The organism is Roseibium sp. MMSF_3544 (assembly GCF_030732845.1).
GTDB lineage: Bacteria > Pseudomonadota > Alphaproteobacteria > Rhizobiales > Stappiaceae > Roseibium.
On the sequence record NZ_JASHKA010000010.1, the window covers coordinates 132,974 to 149,024 of the forward strand.

The following is a 16,051-nucleotide window of genomic DNA, read 5'->3' on the forward strand; positions in this document are numbered from 1 at the left end:
GGCGTGATGTTGAGATTTTGAGAGCCCATGACAGACGTTTCCACCTTTGCCGCCAAGAAAGACGCTCTACGCAAGCAGGTGCTTGCGCGCAGAAAGGCGATGAGCGACATCGAGCGCATCGAAAAGAGCTTGCAGCTGGTCGATCACAGCCACACCTTGCCGTTGCCGGAAGGGGCGATCGTCGCCGGGTTCTGGCCGATCCGCGACGAGATCGATCCCAGGCCGCTTCTGGACACGCTGCGCCAGAAGGGGCACAGGCTGAGCCTGCCGGTCATGACCGGACCCAGCCTGATTTTCAGAAGTCTCGAACGGGACACGGAACTCGTCGAGGCCGGCTTCGGTTGCCGGGAACCGGGCCCGCAGGCACAGGAGTTGCGCCCCGACGTCCTTCTGATGCCGCTTGCAGGGTTCGACGCAAGCGGGAACCGTATCGGATACGGCCGGGCCTTTTACGACACCACGATCGCGGCGCTCGAAGCATCAGCGCCGCTGCTTTGCATAGGCGTTGCCTTTTCCGTTCAGGAGGTTGACCGCGTGCCCACAGAAGCGCATGACAAACCTTTGCATGGAATTTTGACCGAACAGGGCTTCAGATCGTTCGGCTGATCAGGTGAGGGTGTATGCGTATTTTGTTTCTTGGCGATCTGGTCGGCCGTACCGGCCGTAGCGCCGTCATCGAGCAGCTGCCGGATCTGGTGGAAGCCAATCAACTCGATTTCGTGATTGTCAACGGTGAAAACGCGGCTTCAGGCTTCGGCATTACCGAGGCGATCCTGCAGAACATCCTTGATGCCGGGGCGGACGTTGTCACGACCGGAAACCATGTCTGGGACCAACGGGATACCCTGGTCTATATCGAGCGCCAGGACCGGCTGCTTCGGCCGGTGAACTACCCGGTCGGGACGCCAGGCCGCGGTGCGCATCTTTATACCGCCCGCAACGGTGCCCAGGTGATGGTTGCCAACGTGATGGGACGAGTCTTCATGGACGCGTTGGACGACCCGTTTGCAGCGATCGACAAGGTTGTCGGCGATTGCCCTCTTGGAGAAGTTGCCGATGCGATCGTTGTCGATATGCATGCGGAAGCCACCAGCGAGAAACAGGCGATGGGGCACTTTCTCGACGGGCGTGTAAGCCTGGTCGTTGGAACCCATACCCATGTACCGACGGCTGATTACCAGATCCTGGAGCAGGGAACCGCCTATATGTCGGACGCCGGCATGTGCGGGTCCTATGACAGCGTTTTGGGGATGGACAAAGAAGAGCCGGTGAACCGTTTTCAGCGCAAGATCCCGGGGTCCCGTTTCACACCCGCGTCGGGCGTTGCCACCATTTGCGGCGTCGCGATTGAAACGGACGATCGCACGGGACTGGCTGAACGCATTGCCCCGCTTCGGATCGGTGGTCGTCTGGAACCGGTCCTTCCGCCGTTCTTCGCATCGGCTGGCTGATCTTTTTCAGGCTTGGGCCGCCAAGCTGGATTTTCGCAGTCAATTTGCCTATAAGCGGCGCAGTTTTCATCCAGAGCATCTGCAAAAAAACCGGGAAGAGCCATGGCAGGCCATTCAAAATTCAAGAACATCATGCACCGCAAGGGCCGTCAGGACGCAGCCCGCTCGAAGATGTTCTCCAAGCTTTCCAAGGAAATTACCGTTGCCGCGAAGATGGGCGATCCAGACCCGGATTCAAACCCGCGACTGAGACTGGCTGTCCAGAACGCCAAGGCCCAGTCCATGCCGAAGGACAACATCCAGCGGGCCATCAACAAGTCCCAGACAGGTGACGGCGACAACTACGAAGAGATCCGGTACGAAGGTTATGGCCCGGCAGGCGTTGCTGTTGTCGTGGAGGCTTTGACCGACAACCGCAACCGCTCGGCCTCCAACATTCGCTCCTATTTCACCAAGTGCGGCGGGTCGCTCGGCGAAACCGGGTCGGTTTCATTCATGTTCGACCGGGTCGGCGAGATTATCTACAAGCCCGAAGCCGGTGAAGCTGAAGAAGTTCTGGAAGCCGCCATCGAGGCAGGTGCTGAAGATGTTCAGTCCGACGACAGCGGCCATACGATCTACGCCGCTTTCGAGGACCTCAACGACGTTGCAAAGGCTCTGGAAGAAGCCCTGGGAGAAGCGGACTCCACCAAGATCATCTGGAAGCCGCAGAACTTGACGCCGGTTGATGCGGACAAGGCTCAGACGCTGATGAAACTGATCGACATGCTGGAAGACGATGACGACGTGCAGAACGTCTATTCGAATTTCGACGTTGACGATGAAACCATGGAAGCGCTCGCGTCCTGACGTTTCAGGATTGCGTATCCAAGACCCCGGCAATGCCGGGGTTTTGTTTTGAGAACTGAAAGCTCGATTGTCATCAACTCAATGAGGTGACCCGATCTTGCATGCGTGCGTTTAAAATGATGATGTTTTTGCGCATGACGGTGTCACTCCGGGCGACCAAAGGGAGACCCGGGGCCCGCTCGTTGTTAGAGCTAACCGGAATGGGCAGGATCTTTAGCGTTTCACAAAACCGCACAAGGATGCCTTGAGGCGGGCTGGTCCTGGCTTTTCGCCGCGCACGGCCGGTATGACATTGGGATTGCAAATAAATCTGGTTTCCCTTCTCAGCGGGTGACTTCAGGAGGACAAAGGGTTCGGAATCTACGAACTGACGCGTGCGGACCCGAAAGCGCTCGCTGAACGGGCGCTGAAACTGTCCGAGGAAGCAGGTGAACTTGCCCAGGCGGTGCTGTCGGTGACCAAGGCGCCGGGGAGCGCCTACAAGAACCATTCGCTCGCCGACGTGCGCGAGGAAGCCGTTGATGCTGCGATTGTTGCGCTCAGTGTGCTGGCGCACGCCTCCGAAAGCCAGGCGGAATTTGAAGCCGAGCTGAACAGGCTCATGGGCGAGAAATGCGCCAAGTGGAGCGAGAAAGTCCGATCGCAGAAGGATTTAGCGGAATAGCGGGTCAAGTGCCGGCATGCTGGTGAGGGCTGCAACCGCGATCAGTGCATACGCAACCTTTCTGTAGTGCCCTGGATTTGCGTTTTTGAACCCGCGTGCGCCCGAAAAGATCGCCAGTGCATAGACCGGGACTGCAATGATCAGAAGGTGGAAGACCTCGATCGTGAAAAAGCCATTCAAAAAATAGGCAAAGAAGGTTCCAACACTCGCAAGCGCGAAAAAGACGATCAAGTTGGCCCTGACCACTGCCGGGTCGCTCGAACTGGACAGCCACATGGCGACGACCGGCGGCGCTGAGACCTGCGAGATGCCGCCCAGAACGCCCGAAACTCCCCCGGTTGCGAAGGAGATCGCCGCCGGAGGCTGCTTTTGATAACGCCAGCCGGATATCAGCAGAAGCAACAGGCAGGTCACAATCGCGAAGATGATCCATCGCAGAACAAGAATATCGGTGCTTGCCAGCAGCCAGGCTCCCAGGTGCACAAAGATCACCGATCCGAACACGGCCGGCAGAACCGTCGACCAATTGCACTGCCGCACGGCCCTGATCAGCAGCGGCAGCGTGACGATGCTGTCGATGAACAAGAATGTTGCCGCCGCAGTTGCGGGAAGGATGAGGCTGGTCGCGACCGGAATGAAAATCATGCCGGCACCAAAGCCTGAAAATCCTCTGACACAACCGGCGATGAAAAGGGCAACGGCCAGAAACAACAACACGCCGGGAGCAAAGGAACTGAAAATGTCAAACATGAAGTCTCGCCAACGGAATATGCTGCGGCAGGCGTGAGCCTGACTTTGCTGTTTGCTCCCAGGTCCCCGCGCCGAACTTTCGGGGATCGCGCGAGCCGGGCAGGTTTTGGACAGGCATTGCGGTGGTAAGCTGCGCTTTGGCTGGCGTCAATGGCGAAGTTTTGTTACCGATTTGTTCCATGACACATGCGATTCGATTGCTTGGCATTGACCCGGGCCTGCGGCGCACCGGCTGGGGCATGATCGAGGCGGCCGGAAACCGGCTTTCCTTCATTGCCTCCGGAACGGTCACCTCCGACAACAAGAAAAGCCTGGCGGAGCGCCTTGTCGATCTGCATGAGGGCTTGCGCGCCGTCGTTCACGAACACCAGCCGATGGAAGCGGCGGTTGAGCACACCTTCGTCAACAAGGATGCAGGCGCAACCCTGAAGCTTGGCCAGGCACGGGGCATAGCTCTCCTCGTGCCATCGCTTGCTGGGCTGCCCGTTGCGGAATATGCGCCCAACCTGGTCAAGAAAACCGTTGTCGGCACGGGCCACGCGGAAAAGGAGCAGATCCGGGCGATGGTGAAGGTCCTGATGCCGCGGGCAACCTTCAATTCCGACGATGCGGCAGATGCGCTTGCCATTGCCATCTGTCACGCGCAGCACCGCGCAAGCACCGCCGCGCGCCTTGCGGCACAGGGGGCCGCATGATCGGCAAGCTCAAGGGAACGATCGACAGCTTTGGCGAGGATCACGTGATTCTCGACGTGCACGGCGTCGGCTATCAGGTCCACTGTCCGTCCCGCATTCTGCAGGGGCTGCCACGACCGGGCGAAGCCGCGGTCTTGTTCATCGAAACGATCGTCCGCGAGGACATGATCAGGCTCTACGGCTTCGGCCATGAGGCCGAACGCGAGTGGTTCCGTATCCTGATGACGGTTCAAGGCGTCGGCGCGAAGGTCGCGCTGGGTATTCTCGGCATCTTGAAGGCGAGCGAAGTTGCCAACGCAATTGCTCTCGGTGACAAGGCAACGATTTCAAGGGCGCCGGGCGTCGGCAAACGGGTTGCTGAACGCATTCTCACCGAACTCAAGGACAAAGCGCCGTCGCTGGCAAGCGTCGACCAGGGAACGATCGCCGTCTCGCAAAGCGTTTCGGAAAATGTTGCCGCCCGTCCGGTCGCAGAAGCTGTTTCCGCGCTGACAAATCTGGGCTATGCACAGGCACAAGCGAGCGCGGCTGTCGCCAAGGCCATGCAATCGGCCGGCGAAGATGCCTCGACCGAGACACTGATCCGTCTGGGCTTGAAGGAACTGGCTGGATGATTGCGTTCACATACGCGGTAATTGCGATCGTCTTCGTGACGCTCGGCATTGGCGGGATCATGTATCTCGACCACCGTTTTTCGCAATCGGTTGGAGACCGGCAATTTGCAATGAAAGGCCGCCGGATCGAGACGGACGATCCGTTCGTGCGCAGTCAGTTCCGGAAATTCTATGCGCTTCGGGTTGCCTATTCGCTGGCGCTTATCGTTCTCCTTTTTGTAGTTGTCAGCCATGTCGGATGAAACCCGTATCGTGACGCCGGAAATACGCGGTGATGAGATCGACAGCACGATGCGGCCCCAGACGCTCGACGATTTCGTCGGACAGGCCCAGGCGCGTGCCAATCTGAAGGTGTTCATCGGAGCGGCAAAGGCGCGTGGCGAGGCGCTGGACCATGTGCTGTTCGTCGGCCCGCCGGGCCTCGGCAAGACGACGCTCGCCCAGATCATGGCGCGCGAGCTTGGGGTCAACTTCCGGGCAACCTCCGGACCGGTGATCGCCAAGGCGGGTGACCTTGCGGCGCTGCTTACCAATCTGGAAGAACGGGATGTCCTGTTCATCGACGAAATTCATCGTCTCAATCCGGCGGTCGAGGAAGTTCTTTATCCGGCGATGGAAGACTACCAGCTCGATCTGATCATCGGCGAGGGACCGGCTGCGCGGTCGGTCAAGATCGACCTTGCCAAGTTCACTCTGGTGGCTGCCACCACGCGTCTCGGACTTTTGACCACGCCGTTGCGGGATCGCTTCGGTATTCCCGTCCGGCTACAGTTTTACACGGTCGAAGAGCTGGAACACATCGTCAAGCGCGGTGCCGCCATTCTCCAGATTGGCATAGCTGAAGATGGCGCACACGAAATTGCCAAGCGCTCGCGCGGAACGCCGCGGATCGCGGGCCGTTTGTTGCGAAGAGTGCGTGACTTCGCCGTTGTCGAAGGAATCGCACAGGTCGATCGGAAACTTGCCGACCGCGCTCTGTTGCAGCTGGAAGTGGACGGGGCCGGACTTGACGGTCTCGATCGCCGCTATCTCCGGCAGATCGCCGTCAATTTTGGTGGAGGCCCTGTCGGGATCGAAACCATTGCTGCTGCGCTCTCAGAACCGAGGGACGCGATTGAGGAAATCGTCGAACCCTACCTGATCCAGAACGGCTTTTTACAGCGCACGCCTCGTGGACGAATCCTGACGCCAACAGCCTTCGCACATCTCGGGCTCCAGGCGCCGGAAAGGCCAGACATCTCCCAAATGGGTCTTTTTACCGATCCCGAATAGTTTCCTGTCGGGATAACGTCATTGCATTGTTATTTTTATCCATGTCGCAGGAGTTGTGGTTAAGCATTTATTGGCGAATCCCCTCGTATTGTCCCTACAAATTTGCGGGGGACACTATGCGTAAGCGGCTTTCATCCAAACTGGCTCTTATGTTCTTGGCCGGCGCACTAACAATGTGCGTGGCAATTGTAACAGTAACATCCACACTTTCTCGTGACGTTGCGAACGGACAGGCTGACAGCAGCCTGCAAGCCGCGACCAAGTCGAAGCAAAAGGTTCTTGAGCTGGCGCTGGACCAGGTCACCTACAGCGCCAAGTTCTTTGTCTCTCTCGAAGAGGCCAAGGACAGCCTGATGAAGACGCTTGTCGGCTGGAAAAACCTGAAGAAAGATCAGAAGGAAACCCTCCGCAGGATCTACGTCGATGACAATCCGAATCTGCCGCACGAACTGCATCTGCTGGTGGAACCGGAAGAGTCCAACTATTACGTGAACAATCACAAGGTTGTTCATCCGGTCTACGAGGACGTGATCAGCCAAGGCCTGTTTTCGGATGCAGCCCTGGCCAATCCCGACGGCTTCATCACCTATACCTATCGCAAGGGCCCGGAATTCGCCTTTCATGTCGAAGACGAAGGCATCAAAGGCAATCCCGTTCAATTGGCCATGGGCAAGTTGTTTGAGGCGGCCAAGGCCGAAACGCTTGCAGCCGGTCAGATCTATTCCTCCGGTTTTGTGGTCAGCGAGGATGGATCTGTCGCCCTCGTGCTTGCCGCACCGGTTTTCTATCTGGACCGGTTTTTTGGAGCTGTGGCGTTTTCCGCGGACATGCAGCAACTTGCCATTCTTTTGAACGAACCGACCGGTATCGGCGAAAGCGAGCAGATCTTTCTCGTCGATGCCGAAGGCAAACTGCTGCAACTGGATGATATGGGCCGCGCAGCCGCAAATCATTCCATGGCGGATATTGGCGCGGGCGACCGCCTGATTGAACTCGAAGGCAGCGATTACCGGTTCGCGGAAGCAAAAAACACCTTCGAGAACACACCTTACGGTGTGGTCGAAGCGGTGAAGCAGACGGAATTGTCGGCTGCTGCAGACCGGATCACCTATGGGGCAATCATTTCCGGCTTTTTGTGCCTGGTGCCGATCGTCGGCCTGATTTGGTGGATTACTAGGCGAATGTTTGCCCCGATGGAATGCTTGGCGGTTGCCGCGCGCAAGATCGCAGACGGCGATCTGGAAGTTGCTGTCGAGGCAACGGAAAGGCAGGACGAGATTGGCCGTCTCGCCAAGTGCATCGAGGTCTTCAAGGACAATTCCATCGAACGGGAGCGTCTGGCTTCCGAACGAAAGGTGGGACATATCGCCCGCGAGGAGAGGGAAAAGCTTATCGATTCCCTGATTGCGGACTTCCGTGCCGAATCACAGTCGGTTCTGGAACTGGTGGAAACCAATATTGCGCGCGTCGAGGACGTTTCGTCGGCCTTGAACGACCGGTCGGCGTCCGCTTCCGAGCATGGACAAACCGCGGTCACGACATCGGAAAACGCGTCTTCGAACGTTCAGGCCGTCGCATCGGCAACCGAAGAGTTGAATGCTTCGATTTCGGAAATCTCGCGCCAGGTCGAGACCACGGCCTCCATCGTCGAACAGACCACGGCTGCCGCGCAAAGTTCGAACTCCAAGATTTCCGGCCTCGCAGAGGCGGCCAACAAGATCGGCGATGTTGTTTCGCTGATCTCGGAAATTGCGGAACAGACCAACCTGCTTGCCCTTAACGCAACGATCGAGGCGGCGCGCGCAGGCGATGCCGGCAAGGGATTTGCGGTCGTTGCCTCGGAAGTCAAATCGCTGGCCGGTCAGACGGCGAAGGCAACGGAAGAAATTTCTGCGCAGATTGCCGCCATTCAGGCCTCCACGTCAGAGGCTGTCGACGAGATCGGCCGTGTGTCGGAATCGGTTGAGGAAGTCAATTCCTACACGATGACCATCTCCGATGCGGTTCAGCAGCAGGGGTCGGCGACCAGCGAGATTTCGCGCAATGTCGCAGAAGCTGCCGACGGAACACGCAGCGTCGCGTCTACAGTCGCATCGCTCAATGAAGGTGTTGCAGAGAACTCTGCTGCAGTCGGCGACATGCTGACGGCGACGATCGAGATGAAGCAGCAGGCCGAACACCTGCGGGCGTCGGTCGAGAAATTCCTGTCAGAGGTTGCGGCCGCCTAAGACAGAACCTAGGTAAGCGAGAGGCCTTCCGGTCAGAAGACCGGAGGGCCTTTGTCTTTTTCGATTACGAGGATGAAACCGTGACTGATTGGCCGGATCTGTCGGGACGCCTGGAAGAGGGCGGTCATGTGCTGCCTGTGCGCGTTTATTACGAAGACACCGATTTCACCGGGATCGTCTATCACGGTGCCTATGTGCGGTTCTTCGAGCGGGCCCGATCCGACTTTCTGCGCCTGATCGGCATTCACCACAAGGAACTTGCCAAAGGCGGGCTTGCCTTTGCCGTCAGGGGAATGACGCTCGATTTCCAGAAACCGGCACGGATCGACGATGTTCTCGAAGTTCACACGAGCCTTTCGGAATTCAAGGGTGCGCGCGTCAAGCTCGACCAGCTTGTCTACAGGGGAGAAGAGCTCCTGGTGTCCGCAGCGGTCACGGTCGCGGTTATTACCCAGGAGGGCAGGCCGACCCGCCTACCGGTCAATCTGGCGGAAAAACTCGCACAGCATGCGCCGAGCGAATTGCCAGACGAATGAATGGTTTGTCAGCGGTCGGTCTTTTGTGATCGCGAGTTCTTCGTAAATCATTGCAAAACGTATTCTGCGTTAATCTTGCAGTAACCTTAATTGATTCCTTTTAAGAAGGGCTTGCTTTGCTCGGCAAAGTCCCAGTTTTGACAAATTCAAACGTCAGAGAGGCGGCTGGCTTTTGATGCTGGCGTATTGATTCCGGACTGACGATGCGGTCTCCGGAGACCTGGAAGCACACCATCGCCAGACGGCCAAGGGGTCATTGAATTTATGGAAACACTTGTCCAATCGACATTGGAAGCGCCGCACGGCGATCTGTCTTTCTTTGCGCTGTTCTGGCAAGCGCACATCGTCGTCAAGATCGTCATGGTCGGTCTGCTTGTAGCATCCGTGTGGTGCTGGGCGATCATTGTCGACAAAGTCATGCTGATCGGCCGCACGCGCCGGCAGATGAGCCGTTTCGAGACGGTGTTCTGGTCCGGGCAGTCGCTCGAAGAGCTATATGGGACCTTGCACAACCGCGTGAACCACTCCATGGCGGCACTCTTCGTTGCTGCCATGCGGGAGTGGAAGCGCAGTCACGAAGGTCCGCGGCCGGCTGTCGGCTCTCTGCAGCAACGTATCGACCGCGTCATGGACGTCACTATTCAGCGGGAAGCGGAGCGGCTTGAAAGCCGGCTCCTGATCCTGGCTACGGTCGGCTCCGCCGCACCCTTCATCGGACTGTTCGGCACGGTCTGGGGCATCATGACCGCGTTTCAGGCGATTGCGGCTTCGGAAAGCACGAACCTTGCCGTCGTCGCGCCTGGTATTGCCGAGGCGCTGTTTGCAACGGCGCTCGGCCTCCTGGCCGCGATCCCGGCGGTGATAGCCTATAACAAGTTCGCCTCAGATGTCGGCAAGGCTGTTGCCCGCATGGAAGGGTTTGCCGACGAGTTCTCGGCAATCCTCTCCCGCCAGATCGACGAGAGGGCCTGAACCATGGGCATGCAAGTCGGGTCCGGGGACGCAGGAGGCGGACGGCGCTCGCGGCGTCGGCGCCGGACTGTTCTGATGACCGAAATCAACGTGACGCCCTTTGTCGACGTCATGCTCGTTCTCCTTATCATTTTCATGGTGGCCGCACCGTTGCTGACAGTCGGCGTGCCGATTGATCTGCCGGAAACGCAGGCCAAGGCCCTTGAGGGAGACACTGAACCGATAACCATCTCGGTCAATTCCACGGGAGAAATCTTCATTCAGGATACGCCGATCGCGATCGAAGAGGTCGTGCCGAAGCTCGAAGCAATTGCAGCAAACGGCTACGAAGAGCGCATTTACGTGCGTGGCGACCAGGATGCCGACTATGGCACAATGATGAAACTCATGGGCCGGATCAATGCAGCCGGCTTCAAACGCTTAGGACTTGTCACTCTGGAAGAACGGGACTCGTAACGCGTCATGCGCGCAGGTCTCATCGCGTCTTTGGCCGGTCATTCGGCTATTCTGGTCTGGGGCCTGATCGCCTTTCCGGACGCGGAGAGTTTTTCTGTGCCGCAAGTGGAGTCTCTGCCGGTGGATTTGGTGCCGGTTGAAGAGTTCACGCAGCTCCGGCTGGGAGAAAGAACTGCTGAGGTGCGTGAAGTGGCTGCCGTTGAGCCGAGCGAGAGCGAAGCCGAAGAGCCGCCGCAACCTGTCGACAAGCCAGGCGAAAGCCAGGTCGAACAGCCAACGCCGCCAACGCCGTCACCTGCTCCGGAGCCGCCTCCGGCCCCCGAACCGGAACAGGCCGCAGAACCTGAACCCGCACCGGCGCCCGAACCGGTCCCGGCGCCTGAGCCGACACCAGCTGCGGAGCCTGAGCCGGCACCGGAACCTGCTCCCCAGCAGGAAGCGGCACCTGCGCCGCAGCCGATCGTGACCAGCGCGACGCCCCGGTCAAAACCGAAACCGCCTCAAAGAGCGCCAGAGCCGCCGCAGGATGACTTCAATTCCACCGACATCGCCGCGCTGCTCAACAAAGTCGAACCAGCGCAGCAGCAGGGCAATGCTTCGCAGGAGCCCGCGTCTCTGGGGTCGCGGCAGGGGGCCCAGAATGTGCGCCTCAGCCAATCGGAGCTCGATGCGCTCAGATCGCAGGTCGCCCAATGCTGGAACCCGCCGGTCGGCGCGGTCGGGGCGGAAGACCTGAAAGTACGCGTGCGGTTCAACCTGTCCGAGAACGGTCAGGTCTCCGGTGGTCCCGACGTTTTGAATTCCAGTGGAAATCCCGCCTTCGGAGCGGCCTCAAGCAGTGCTGTTCGTGCCGTAATGCGGTGTCAGCCATATTCTCTGCCAATTGCTAAGTATGAAGCTTGGCAGGAAGTGATCATCAATTTCGATCCCCGCGAGATGCTTGGGGGCTAGTTCGGTCCCATCGTGGACACTGTCGACAAAGGAGCTGAGCGCTCATGCTTGGAACACTAAAAACGCATTTCGTCCCGACAGGTCTGAAGTCCTGCGGGCTGGCCGTTCTTATGACCATAGCCGCTGTTCTCGCTCCCCGTCCTGCTTTGGCGCTTGTTGAAATCGACATCACCCAGGGCAATATCGAACCGCTGCCGATCGCGCTTCCCTCGTTTTCCGCAGAAGGTGGCGACAGCAAGCTTGCCGCGGACATGACCGGCGTGATCGCCTCAGATCTGAGGCGCTCCGGCCTTTTCAATCCGCTCGATCCGGCAAGCTTCATCCAGAAAAACATGAGCGTGAACTCGACGCCGCGCTTCGGCGACTGGCGTCAGATCAGTGCCCAGGCGCTGGTTACGGGCACCGTGATCAAGCAACCCGACGGCCGGTTGCGCGCCGAGTTCCGTCTTTGGGATGTCTTCGCCCAGGAACAGATGCTCGGTCAGCAATTCTACACAACGCCGGAAAACTGGCGCAGGCTCGCTCACATCATCGCAGATGCCATCTACGAACGCCTGACCGGCGAAAAGGGCTACTTCGATACGCGCATTGTCTTCGTTGACGAGACCGGCACCAAGGACAAACGCGTGAAGCGGCTCGCGATCATGGACCAGGACGGAGCCAATGTGCGCTACCTGACGCGCGGCGACGATCTGGTGCTGACACCAAGGTTTTCGCCGACCAGCCAGGAAATCACCTACATGTCCTATGGTGGTACGGATCCGAGCGTCTATCTGCTGAACATTGAAACCGGTCAGCGCGAGATTGTCGGCAACTTCCCGGGAATGACGTTTGCCCCCCGCTTTTCGCCAGACGGCCAGAGCGTGGTCATGAGCCTGCAGCAGGGCGGCAATGCCAACATCTTCAAGATGGACCTGAGATCCCGCCGGACGACACGCCTGACCAATGGGGCGGCAATCGATACCAGTCCGTCCTTTTCGCCGGACGGACGCCAGATTGTGTTCGAATCGGACCGCGGCGGCAGCCAGCAGCTTTATGTCATGAGCGCAAATGGCGGCGAAGCACGGCGTATTTCTTTCGGTCCGGGCAGATATTCAACGCCCGTCTGGTCACCTCGCGGGGATTTGATCGCATTCACCAAGCAGCATCAGGGCCGGTTCATGATCGGTGTGATGAAGCCTGACGGGAAAGGCGAGCGTATCCTGACGGAGGGGTATCACAACGAAGGCCCGGCCTGGTCGCCGAATGGCCGAGTTTTGGTGTTTTTCCGTGATACACCGGGCGCCAATGGCGGTCCGCAAGTCTGGACGGTGGACCTGACCGGCTATAACGAGCAGCGCGTTGACACGCCCGCATTTGCGTCGGACCCGTCCTGGTCGCCGCTCATTAACTAAAAAACACTGGAGAGTCCGCCGACTTTTTGGCGCTTTCATATTTCGTTAACCAGGTTTGAAAAGAGCCCTTTAACCAGGTTTGGCTAGAAAGCGTTTACCTAACAGCGAATGTCGGGTTGGCGGACTGGGGATTAGGAGATGGGAATGTTTAATAGAGAATATGCCGGACAGGGAGCGCGGTGGATTGTGATCTGCTTTGCCCTTCTGTTTGCGGCAGCATGTGCCCAGACAAAGCCGGATGGGCTCGCAAGCAACGTCAAGCCGGGAACCGGCCAGGACTTCGTCGTCAACGTTGGCGACCGCGTCTTCTTTGAAGAAGACCAGTCGGTCCTGAATTCACAGGGTCAGTCGACCCTTGCAGGGCAGGCCAAATGGCTGAACCGCTACTCGCAGTATACGATTACCGTTGAAGGCCACGCAGACGAGCGCGGTACGCGGCAGTACAACATCGCTCTCGGTGCACGCCGCGCACAGGCTGCCCGGGACTACCTCGTCTCGCAGGGTGTGAGTGCCAGCCGGATCAAGACGATCTCCTATGGCAAGGAACGCCCGGTCGCGGTGTGTAACGACAACAGCTGCTGGTCCCAGAACCGGCGCGCCGTTACCGTGTTGAACAACGCCACGAACTGATCGGGCTAAAGCTCTAGAAAAGCGCGAGAGGCCGGGCAATTTGACCGGCCTCGATCGTTTCGCGGTGGCAAAACGGGTGTTTCTTGCTGCTGGCAAGCCAATCGCCAAAATTTAGCCGAACTCCGGGCGCTCTGTGCACTTGAGTGCAGAGCCGGGCATGATTATGACTTCACGCATGAGGAGTTGACGGGCAAATGGCGCGCCCAGCTACGTTTGGCGGGCGGTTTCAATGTCTCTTGCTCGATCGTCTCTGAACCGGAGGACCGAATGCAGAACTATAAGGCACTTGCAGGAATGTTTCTGGCGCTGGTGATGGTTGTTACGGCCACACCGTCAGAAGCACAGCTGTTTGGACGACGCAATGATGAATCGGCTGTTCGCATCAGCCAGTTGGAAGAGCGGATCCGGGTTCTGACCGGACAGATCGAGCAATTGTCCTACCAGATGCGGGAAATGCAGGACCAGATGCGCCGCATGCAGGAAGACAATGAATACCGTTTCCAGCAGCTCGAAGGCGGAACACCGGGCAAACGTTCGGACCTCGCACCGCTTGGAGCGCCTGGAAGCACTGCTCCAGGACTTGGAGCGGACGGAACGCCCCAGACAGGAACGCTGACGACACCCGGCGGCGGCGTGGCGACGCTTCCTGCTGATGGCTCCGGGGATGGGACGTGGTCTCAGTCCGGCGGATATGAAAACGACAACGGTCTGCCGTCGAACGGTCCGATCGACTTGACGGATCTTGCAAAGGGCCTGGATACGATCCCTGGCACCGGCGACGACCTGACCCAAGACCTGTCGCTGGCAACCGATGACGACGCGATTGCCGGAATAATCGGCAGCGGTGATCCTCAGACTGACTATGGGGATGCCTATTCCTTGGCCGTGAATGGGGACTATTCGGGAGCAGAAGTGGGTTTCCGTAATTTTCTTGAAAATTATCCGGACAGCGACCTCGCGGCCAATGCCCAATACTGGCTCGGCGAAAGCCTTCTGGCCCAGCAGGATTATCGCGGTGCCGCCGATGCCTTCCTGAAGACATACACAGATCACCCGGGCAACGACAAAAGCCCCGACAGCCTGCTGAAGCTCGGCGTTTCGCTGCGCGGCCTGGGCGAGGCAGAAGCAGCCTGCGCGACATTCTCCGAACTGCTCAACAAATTCCCGAATGCGGCGCCGGCGGTCTTGAGCGAGGCGCGCAATGAACGCCAGCGTGCACAGTGTTCCTGACGAGCCGGTTGAGCCTTCAGGGCTCCCGGCTGAAACCGTTGACGCGCTTTTTTCCTCTCTAGCTTCGTTTTCAACGCTCGCGCTCGGTGTCTCCGGCGGCGCGGATTCCCTTTGTCTTCTTGTCCTTTTCAGCGAATGGCGGCAACGCGCAAACTGGCGCGGCGATGCCGAGGTCCTTGTCGTCGATCACGGTTTGAGACCGGAAAGCAGCGACGAGGCGCGATTTGTCTTCGAAGCGGCTGCGCGAAACGGCCTGCCCGCAAAGATCATTCTCTGGGATGAACCCAGTCCGACCAGCAATGTTCAGGAAGCCGCGCGGCAGGCGCGGTATCGTCTGATGGCGCACCGTATGAATGAGACGGGTGCCGAGGCTTTGTTGCTCGCACATCATCTGGACGATCAGGTCGAAACTTTTCTCGACCGTCTGACCCGCGGCAGCGGAGTGTCCGGCCTGAGCGCGATGGTGAAAGACACTGCCGATGGGCCGGAAGGTATGCGTCTTCTGCGACCCTTTCTCGGCGTGCGAAAAAACCGGCTGGAAGCGGCCTTGCGCGAGCGCGGCCTGACATGGTGCACGGATCCCTCCAACATTGATCCGAAATACAAGAGAAGCAGGCTGCGGCGCATCATGGACCTGTTGGAGGAAGAAGGTCTTTCGGCAGAACGGCTTGCGGAAACAGCGGCACACATGCGCCGGTCACGCGAAGCGCTGGAGGCAACGGTCAGCGACGTTGCCGCCAGAAAGGTCGAGCATCACCCGGCAGGTCCCGCCCGGATCGCTCGAGAAACCTATAAGAAACTGGCTGAAGATCTGCGTTTGCGGCTGCTTGTAGTCTTGATCACGGATGTGACCGGCCGTCCGTCCAGGCCTCGCTTTCACAAAGTGCAGGCGCTTGATGCTGCCCTCGTATCCGGCGATGCCGTTCACCAATCACTTTCCGGTGCTCTCTTTGCTGCCGACGAGAATTCGGTCTGGTGCTGGCGGGAACCGGGCCGGAACCCCCCTGAAACCGTGAGGGACCTTGGTGCCGGCGGGGATTGGGACGATCGCTATACGTTCTCGCTATTGCCGGATACCGCCTTAGCGGATGTTGCCGATTTGAAGCTGGGGCCGCTGCAAAGTGCGCCGGTGCGTTCCAGGGATGTGGTGTGGCCGGAGGGATGGCCGAAAGCGGCGTTCGACTGCTCACCGATGGTCTGGTCGGAAGACGGGAAGACCTATACCAACCCTGTTTCGCTTCCGACCCGGCTTGAGGAAAATAACCATATCAACGGGTTGGATTTGGCGCGCGTGCCGATCCGGGGTAAATTAAAAGCCAGCAATGGGGACGAAGAGAACTTTTGCGGGGAATTCTAATG

Annotated in this window: 18 protein-coding genes; 17 read left to right on the forward strand and 1 reads right to left on the reverse strand. The window is 58.7% G+C overall.

All coding sequences use genetic code 11. The features are described from left to right. Window positions 1–27: 27 nt before the first annotated feature. From RBB47_RS16115 to RBB47_RS16130, 4 genes are all read left to right on the forward strand, one after another. Window positions 28–606, forward strand: coding sequence for a 5-formyltetrahydrofolate cyclo-ligase (locus RBB47_RS16115; RefSeq protein WP_305986873.1), 579 nt, complete (start codon window positions 28–30; stop codon window positions 604–606). 14 nt (window positions 607–620) lie between these two features. Further along, window positions 621–1,451 (forward strand): TIGR00282 family metallophosphoesterase, encoded by an 831-nt coding sequence (locus tag RBB47_RS16120; protein WP_305986874.1) that lies wholly within the window; start codon window positions 621–623, stop codon window positions 1,449–1,451. Between the two features lie 102 nt (window positions 1,452–1,553). After that, complete coding sequence (locus RBB47_RS16125; RefSeq protein ID WP_305986875.1) at window positions 1,554–2,300, forward strand: YebC/PmpR family DNA-binding transcriptional regulator; 747 nt, start codon at window positions 1,554–1,556, stop codon at window positions 2,298–2,300. Window positions 2,301–2,754: 454 nt separating this feature from the next. Beyond that, window positions 2,755–2,964 (forward strand): hypothetical protein, encoded by a 210-nt coding sequence (locus tag RBB47_RS16130; RefSeq protein ID WP_305986876.1) that lies wholly within the window; start codon window positions 2,755–2,757, stop codon window positions 2,962–2,964. Here the strand turns inward: RBB47_RS16130 and RBB47_RS16135 are convergent. After that, window positions 2,953–3,714: a sulfite exporter TauE/SafE family protein gene (locus RBB47_RS16135; protein ID WP_305986877.1), complete on the reverse strand. Its 762-nt coding sequence runs from the start codon at window positions 3,712–3,714 to the stop codon at window positions 2,953–2,955. The genes RBB47_RS16130 and RBB47_RS16135 overlap by 12 nt on opposite strands. Before the next feature lie 179 nt (window positions 3,715–3,893). Here RBB47_RS16135 and ruvC point away from each other — a divergent pair, with 179 nt between their 5' ends. From ruvC to tilS, 13 genes are all read left to right on the forward strand, one after another. Then, window positions 3,894–4,409, forward strand: a complete 516-nt coding sequence (gene ruvC, locus RBB47_RS16140; RefSeq protein WP_305986878.1) for a crossover junction endodeoxyribonuclease RuvC — start codon at window positions 3,894–3,896, stop codon at window positions 4,407–4,409. Continuing rightward, complete coding sequence (gene ruvA, locus RBB47_RS16145) at window positions 4,406–5,023, forward strand: Holliday junction branch migration protein RuvA (RefSeq protein ID WP_305986879.1); 618 nt, start codon at window positions 4,406–4,408, stop codon at window positions 5,021–5,023. Before ruvC ends, ruvA begins: the two co-directional genes overlap by 4 nt. Further along, window positions 5,020–5,265 (forward strand): endonuclease, encoded by a 246-nt coding sequence (locus RBB47_RS16150; RefSeq protein ID WP_305986880.1) that lies wholly within the window; start codon window positions 5,020–5,022, stop codon window positions 5,263–5,265. Before ruvA ends, RBB47_RS16150 begins: the two co-directional genes overlap by 4 nt. Continuing rightward, entirely contained in the window at window positions 5,255–6,295 is a 1,041-nt protein-coding gene (gene ruvB / locus RBB47_RS16155; RefSeq protein ID WP_305986881.1) for a Holliday junction branch migration DNA helicase RuvB, read from the forward strand. Before RBB47_RS16150 ends, ruvB begins: the two co-directional genes overlap by 11 nt. Before the next feature lie 173 nt (window positions 6,296–6,468). Next, complete coding sequence (locus RBB47_RS16160; protein WP_305986882.1) at window positions 6,469–8,523, forward strand: methyl-accepting chemotaxis protein; 2,055 nt, start codon at window positions 6,469–6,471, stop codon at window positions 8,521–8,523. Window positions 8,524–8,603: 80 nt separating this feature from the next. Beyond that, complete coding sequence (ybgC, locus tag RBB47_RS16165) at window positions 8,604–9,059, forward strand: tol-pal system-associated acyl-CoA thioesterase (protein ID WP_305986883.1); 456 nt, start codon at window positions 8,604–8,606, stop codon at window positions 9,057–9,059. A 264-nt stretch (window positions 9,060–9,323) separates the two neighbouring features. Further along, window positions 9,324–10,031 carry a protein TolQ gene (gene tolQ, locus RBB47_RS16170; RefSeq protein ID WP_305986884.1) on the forward strand — a complete coding sequence of 236 codons (708 nt, stop codon included), beginning with the start codon at window positions 9,324–9,326 and terminating at the stop codon, window positions 10,029–10,031. 3 nt (window positions 10,032–10,034) lie between these two features. Then, window positions 10,035–10,487 (forward strand): protein TolR, encoded by a 453-nt coding sequence (gene tolR / locus RBB47_RS16175; protein ID WP_305986885.1) that lies wholly within the window; start codon window positions 10,035–10,037, stop codon window positions 10,485–10,487. 6 nt (window positions 10,488–10,493) lie between these two features. After that, a complete protein-coding gene (locus RBB47_RS16180) occupies window positions 10,494–11,438 on the forward strand; it encodes a cell envelope integrity protein TolA (RefSeq protein WP_305986886.1) in 945 nt (314 codons plus the stop codon). Between the two features lie 110 nt (window positions 11,439–11,548). Next, entirely contained in the window at window positions 11,549–12,832 is a 1,284-nt protein-coding gene (gene tolB / locus RBB47_RS16185) for a Tol-Pal system beta propeller repeat protein TolB (RefSeq protein WP_305986978.1), read from the forward strand. Window positions 12,833–12,976: 144 nt separating this feature from the next. Continuing rightward, window positions 12,977–13,462 (forward strand): peptidoglycan-associated lipoprotein Pal, encoded by a 486-nt coding sequence (gene pal / locus RBB47_RS16190; RefSeq protein WP_305986887.1) that lies wholly within the window; start codon window positions 12,977–12,979, stop codon window positions 13,460–13,462. Between the two features lie 267 nt (window positions 13,463–13,729). Beyond that, window positions 13,730–14,692 (forward strand): tol-pal system protein YbgF, encoded by a 963-nt coding sequence (ybgF, locus tag RBB47_RS16195; RefSeq protein ID WP_305986889.1) that lies wholly within the window; start codon window positions 13,730–13,732, stop codon window positions 14,690–14,692. Then, entirely contained in the window at window positions 14,664–16,049 is a 1,386-nt protein-coding gene (tilS, locus tag RBB47_RS16200; protein ID WP_305986890.1) for a tRNA lysidine(34) synthetase TilS, read from the forward strand. Before ybgF ends, tilS begins: the two co-directional genes overlap by 29 nt. Window positions 16,050–16,051: the final 2 nt, after the last annotated feature.

Bases quoted from the DNA above. Each gene is read 5' to 3' on its own strand.
- RBB47_RS16115 (WP_305986873.1), top strand. From the start codon at position 28: ATGACAGACGTTTCCACCTTTGCCGCCAAGAAAGACGCTCTACGCAAG.
- RBB47_RS16120 (WP_305986874.1), top strand. From the start codon at position 621: ATGCGTATTTTGTTTCTTGGCGATCTGGTCGGCCGTACCGGCCGTAGC.
- RBB47_RS16125 (WP_305986875.1), top strand. From the start codon at position 1,554: ATGGCAGGCCATTCAAAATTCAAGAACATCATGCACCGCAAGGGCCGT.
- RBB47_RS16135 (WP_305986877.1), bottom strand. From the start codon at position 3,714: ATGTTTGACATTTTCAGTTCCTTTGCTCCCGGCGTGTTGTTGTTTCTG.
- ruvC (WP_305986878.1), top strand. From the start codon at position 3,894: ATGACACATGCGATTCGATTGCTTGGCATTGACCCGGGCCTGCGGCGC.
- ruvA (WP_305986879.1), top strand. From the start codon at position 4,406: ATGATCGGCAAGCTCAAGGGAACGATCGACAGCTTTGGCGAGGATCAC.
- RBB47_RS16150 (WP_305986880.1), top strand. From the start codon at position 5,020: ATGATTGCGTTCACATACGCGGTAATTGCGATCGTCTTCGTGACGCTC.
- ruvB (WP_305986881.1), top strand. From the start codon at position 5,255: ATGTCGGATGAAACCCGTATCGTGACGCCGGAAATACGCGGTGATGAG.
- RBB47_RS16160 (WP_305986882.1), top strand. From the start codon at position 6,469: ATGTGCGTGGCAATTGTAACAGTAACATCCACACTTTCTCGTGACGTT.
- tolQ (WP_305986884.1), top strand. From the start codon at position 9,324: ATGGAAACACTTGTCCAATCGACATTGGAAGCGCCGCACGGCGATCTG.
- tolR (WP_305986885.1), top strand. From the start codon at position 10,035: ATGGGCATGCAAGTCGGGTCCGGGGACGCAGGAGGCGGACGGCGCTCG.
- RBB47_RS16180 (WP_305986886.1), top strand. From the start codon at position 10,494: ATGCGCGCAGGTCTCATCGCGTCTTTGGCCGGTCATTCGGCTATTCTG.
- tolB (WP_305986978.1), top strand. From the start codon at position 11,549: ATGACCATAGCCGCTGTTCTCGCTCCCCGTCCTGCTTTGGCGCTTGTT.
- pal (WP_305986887.1), top strand. From the start codon at position 12,977: ATGTTTAATAGAGAATATGCCGGACAGGGAGCGCGGTGGATTGTGATC.
- ybgF (WP_305986889.1), top strand. From the start codon at position 13,730: ATGCAGAACTATAAGGCACTTGCAGGAATGTTTCTGGCGCTGGTGATG.
- tilS (WP_305986890.1), top strand. From the start codon at position 14,664: ATGAACGCCAGCGTGCACAGTGTTCCTGACGAGCCGGTTGAGCCTTCA.